Source organism: Cupriavidus sp. SK-4, assembly GCF_000611125.1.
In the GTDB taxonomy this organism is placed as follows: Bacteria; Pseudomonadota; Gammaproteobacteria; order Burkholderiales; family Burkholderiaceae; genus Cupriavidus; species Cupriavidus necator.
The window spans coordinates 1-4,233 of sequence record NZ_JFJW01000001.1 but is presented as its reverse complement, the minus strand read 5'-3'; the positions used below and the strand labels follow the sequence as shown (position 1 = coordinate 4,233).

The following is a 4,233-nucleotide window of genomic DNA, read 5'->3' as shown; positions in this document are numbered from 1 at the left end:
AAATGCCGAACGTCTGCAGTTGTCGCAGCCAGTCTGGCATGTTGGGCGGGAAGAATAGCGCGCCCAGCACCGTGACGAAGAAGACGTAGATGACGAAATCATAGAATTCAAGCGTGCCGCCAAGGGCCGCCAGGGCCAAGGTCTTGTAGTCGCGAGCAGCCAGCGTGCGCGCCGGTGCGGGCAAGACGCCGCCCGGTACGCTCAGGGGATTCACATGGGGTTCCTGTTGTGGATTCACGTCCGGTCCTCGTCAGGTAGTGATCAATGGACTTCGGTCAGGGCCGGTCCTTTTGAGACCAAGACCCCATCGTTTGCGCGTGAGGGATGCCGATCAGGCATCGTCCGGTGCGCCACGCCTGTAAGGAAATGCACAGTTGGTGCGCGGACATCAAGTCGTGCGCACCGTCTTTCCATGCTGGTCGCTTTGTGTGGAATCGACTGCTGCAACCAATGAGGTGCAGCAGAGGGCGGCCGGTCCGGCTAGCGGAACGGCCGGCGGGTTCGGTCAGTCGGGGATCGAACCGTCTACCTGCGCCAGCTGCGCATACGCCGATAGCGATCGGTTCGGCCGGAAATACAGGTCGCGAAGAATCGGCTTTTTGAGCGGTCCAACGATGGATGCCAGTTCGGACAGCTTCACATGGCCCAGCTCGGGCATGCCGATACCCACGTCGCACAAACCGTATGCGGTGTCACCATCGGCGGGGTCGAGCGCGGCCAGTAGCCAGGTCGCATGCGCGTCAGGCGTAAACAGCCGCACCACAGGCAGCGGGTCGCTGGCGTGGCCGGTTGCGTACGCGCGGCCGTTTGCGAGCAGTTGCTCGCGTTGTTCCGCTGTGATGAGGGATGGGTTCATGGTCAAAGCCTCCATAACGTTTCACTCCACGGAGAAGCTAGGCGCTGCTGGGCTCGGCATTGCCGCGGGGCAATCCTTTCACCGGCAGCCCGCGTCTAGCCTTTGGGTAGCATCGGTACTCCACCTTACCCTGACTCGAGCGACAAATCAACCATTTAGGACTTATTTATTCCATTTAGGATGTTCATCGCAAATGGAATAGATACCACCATTGTGTCCTATGCCTATTCGATCAACACCACTTGGCGAAGATGCACAGGACGCAGCCATTGCGGCCCGTGTTGGATCTGCTATTGCCGCGCAGCGACGTGCTCGCGGCCTGACTCAGGCGAAGCTGGCGGAGATGATCAACCTGGAACAGGAAGCAGTCAGCCGCTGGGAACGCGGCACTCGTGTTCCAACGCTATATCGCCTCCAGCAACTAAGCGATGCATTGGATTGCACGGTGGACGATCTATTGCGTCGGGGCTCAAGGCATATTGATGATCAGACTGCTGTGGTATCAGATGCCTTGAAGGACCTAGAGCCGGATGAAAGAGCGCTTGTGATCAGCTTCATTCGGCAGTTCACTGACCTCCTGCGGTCCAAACATTCCTTGCGTAGCCCACGCCGCAAGTGACGGCTCACTGCAAGACCATCAATCCAAAGCATGTGTCCAGAAGTTAGGAATCGCACATATTGCCGGCTCCCTCGCCTCGCTCAGGGGCGTCAAAGTCAGACGGAACGCCGATCAAAATTGAAATTACGCCCCCGCTTGCGTCGCAGCCCCTCCTTCAGTTCCATGGAAGATGCCCACTGCGCGACCTTATGCTATTTAGGCCGGGACTACACGCGGTGACTCCTGCCCAGAACTGGCGGACGGGGATAGCGACAGGTAAGGGTTGTTCGGCGGCATGTCGGAGAACAGGACTCGCGGATCTTCCAACAGGTAGCCATGAAGTCTCCGCGACTTCCGCGGCCCCACCACGGTGCAGGTCCAGATATTCGCGCCGTCCTGCTGTTTGCAGTGCAAGTGCAGTTTCTCGAACCGTTTCTGCACCCATTGCCAATCGGGCACTCGAGCTTGCTTGGCAAGGAAAGCGGTTTTGGGATGTTCTTGGGCATAGCGCTGGAACACACCGGGGCTGACTAGATAGACGGTATCGGCGACCGTATGCACCAATGCCTTGGCGTCATTGATGATGAGCGTGCGTGCTTCGATGTGCCGGCGCAGCCAAGCAACAAAATGCTCGCCTGACGGCGTTTGCTCCTGTCCCGAAGTTAAGGCGGGTGCCAGGGAAACCGAGTCGATAGGCGCCCTCGACTCTGCGGACTCGACGGTCCGGTCTTCTATAACTGATGGGTCGATTTCCGTGAGTGATAAGGTAGCTGCCGACGCTGCGCCGGGAGCGACTAGCAGATCCAACGCTTCGCCACTATCGCCCGTTGGCTGGCTAGCTGACGAAGACCGAGTTGCGGGCGAAGGCGCACTGCTCGGCACCGATCCGAGATTCGTTGCCTCCCCCGCTTCCTGGACTACCGTCACCGTACCGGTGAACGATGGGGGCCGCTGATCTCCTTCCCAGATCAGCGAGGGTGCGAGGCGCAGAAGCGTGAAGGTATGGGACCAACCGACATCGCTTGTCACGGTACCTTTCCAGATCGCCTTGCCGTCCAGAGTGGGTAAGGCGATGCCGTGATCCTGCAGCACGTTGAACACGGCTGTATTGCTCGCCGGAATCCCGTCGATGCCCTGCGACAACAGGTGTGCCCGCAGCTTATCGGAAACGGTCTTGCTCACTAACCAGAGCGCATCCTGAGTCAACCAGCCATCGGAAGCCTGAGGCTGGTTCAACTTGAACTCCTCCTTGAGCAGATAACGCAGGCCCTCCAGCAGCTTGCGCTGCAACGCGTTGCGGGATACAGCCAGCGCCTTACTCGGATCACCGCCGAGCTCCTGAGCGACCGAGGCCTGATCGGCCTGAACCACCAGCTCGCCTAGCGTGCCGGCGTGCTCGTTCTGGCCCGCCAGGACATAAAGCAAGGCGGCCCACAAGTCAGGATACCCACTCAGCCAGTCGAGAATGTCTGTATCGAGCAGGCGAGCGTACAGCAGCCCCGTTGCTGCGCCGTGAAGCCGGTACTCGCGATTCTTGGGGTAACGAAAGCGGTACGGCAGTCGAAGTGGCCCATGCCAGGGATGCCAGACAGTGCCGTCGCCATACTCGACCTGCAGATCCACAGCGACCTTGCCGACATCGTGCAGCAGTGCCGCGTAGGCCGTGCCCGCGGTCCAGGCTTCCGCTTGGGCAGCTTGAGCTTCCGGCGTCGAGCCAGCCGGAAGGAGATGGGCTTGTCGCAACTTCAGCGCGTAGGCGACGGTTTCCAGTCCGTGATCCAACATGCCGCCGGGGTAGGCATGGTGGTGGCTTTCCGAGGCCGGAAACAGTTGGACCAGCTCGGCGTAGCGTTCCAACGGCGCGCCGTACAACGTGGCGAACTGGTTGCGGGAGACGGAAGTGCGCTGCCAAATGTGCTCCAGCAGCTTCTGTCGGCGCGGTGTCGCCAGCAGTGACGCGGCCGATTCTGGCCGCGTCAGCCCATTAGGAGGCTCCATGGTGGCCGTAGACCGGGTGTCGGTGTTGGGCGGCACTCTCCTGCGTAGGAACAACGAAAGCATGGCGAATTTCGGATGACGGGCAAACTTTGGATCCTTGGATATAGCGTCAACAGTTCTTCTCAGGCCACAGCCAATGCGGGCTTCGCCAAAGTCGGATTGACCGTCGGTTCCTGCGAGACCCCACTGACCAGGTTAGGGCTTGTCACGTTGTTGGCGCCGAAGGTCGACCACCTGATAACCGGCGACAAGGGGCTGCTGGCCGCCAGTACCCCGTCCTCACGCCCGCGGAATTTTGGGCACGCCACGCAGTCTGATTGGATGTTGCAGGGAAATCAGCCTCTCGGTTTAAAAAGCCGTGCAGGATTCAAGAACGAGTATCGAGGGACAGCGCAGGACGAGCATGAGGTAGCCACGATGAAACACGTTGCACAAACCACTTTCGCGGAGGGTGTGGGCCGGACCCTGGGCCGGCTGTGGCAGAGTTGTGTGCGGCTGGACCGGAGGGCAACGAATTGGCTGGTGGCGCGAGGATGGAAGCTTGGCGTTGCGAAGGCTTTGCTGATGGTGCTCAAGCTCGGCCCGTTGCTCTACACCACATTATGGCTAGCGTTGCTGCTTGCATTCGCTCTGGCCGGCGCCATTATCATTCGGAATGATAATGGAAGCTATGACGAGGAACACAAGGCAGAATGGGAGCACGGTCCTGCCGGGTATGGCCTGTATTCTTATGATGGTCATCGAATCGATCCGGAGGTGTCAGGAATTCTGTGTGCTGAGG

General features: G+C 59.7%; 4 protein-coding genes and 1 pseudogene. 2 read left to right on the top strand and 3 right to left on the bottom strand.

Features of this window, described 5'->3' with window-relative positions; translation table 11 throughout:
• Both CF68_RS00020 and CF68_RS00015 read right to left on the bottom strand, forming a co-directional pair.
• Positions 1-238, bottom strand: a pseudogene (locus tag CF68_RS00020) (MFS transporter); the annotation flags it as partial.
• Between the two features lie 267 nt (positions 239-505).
• Complete coding sequence (locus tag CF68_RS00015) at positions 506-856, bottom strand: DUF2958 domain-containing protein (RefSeq protein WP_035814951.1); 351 nt, start codon at positions 854-856, stop codon at positions 506-508.
• A gap of 220 nt (positions 857-1,076) precedes the next feature.
• Between CF68_RS00015 and CF68_RS35790 the strand changes: the two genes are divergently transcribed.
• The gene (locus CF68_RS35790) at positions 1,077-1,475 is read left to right on the top strand and encodes a helix-turn-helix domain-containing protein (protein ID WP_084186963.1); all 399 of its coding nucleotides are present in this window, start codon (positions 1,077-1,079) and stop codon (positions 1,473-1,475) included.
• 195 nt (positions 1,476-1,670) lie between these two features.
• Here the strand turns inward: CF68_RS35790 and mobH are convergent, their stop codons facing one another.
• Positions 1,671-3,515, bottom strand: coding sequence for a MobH family relaxase (mobH, locus tag CF68_RS00010; protein ID WP_035814942.1), 1,845 nt, complete (start codon positions 3,513-3,515; stop codon positions 1,671-1,673).
• Positions 3,516-3,527: 12 nt separating this feature from the next.
• Here mobH and CF68_RS37845 point away from each other — a divergent pair.
• Positions 3,528-4,233: DUF3742 family protein (locus CF68_RS37845; protein ID WP_063832543.1), on the top strand; the 706-nt coding region annotated here is incomplete at its 3' end.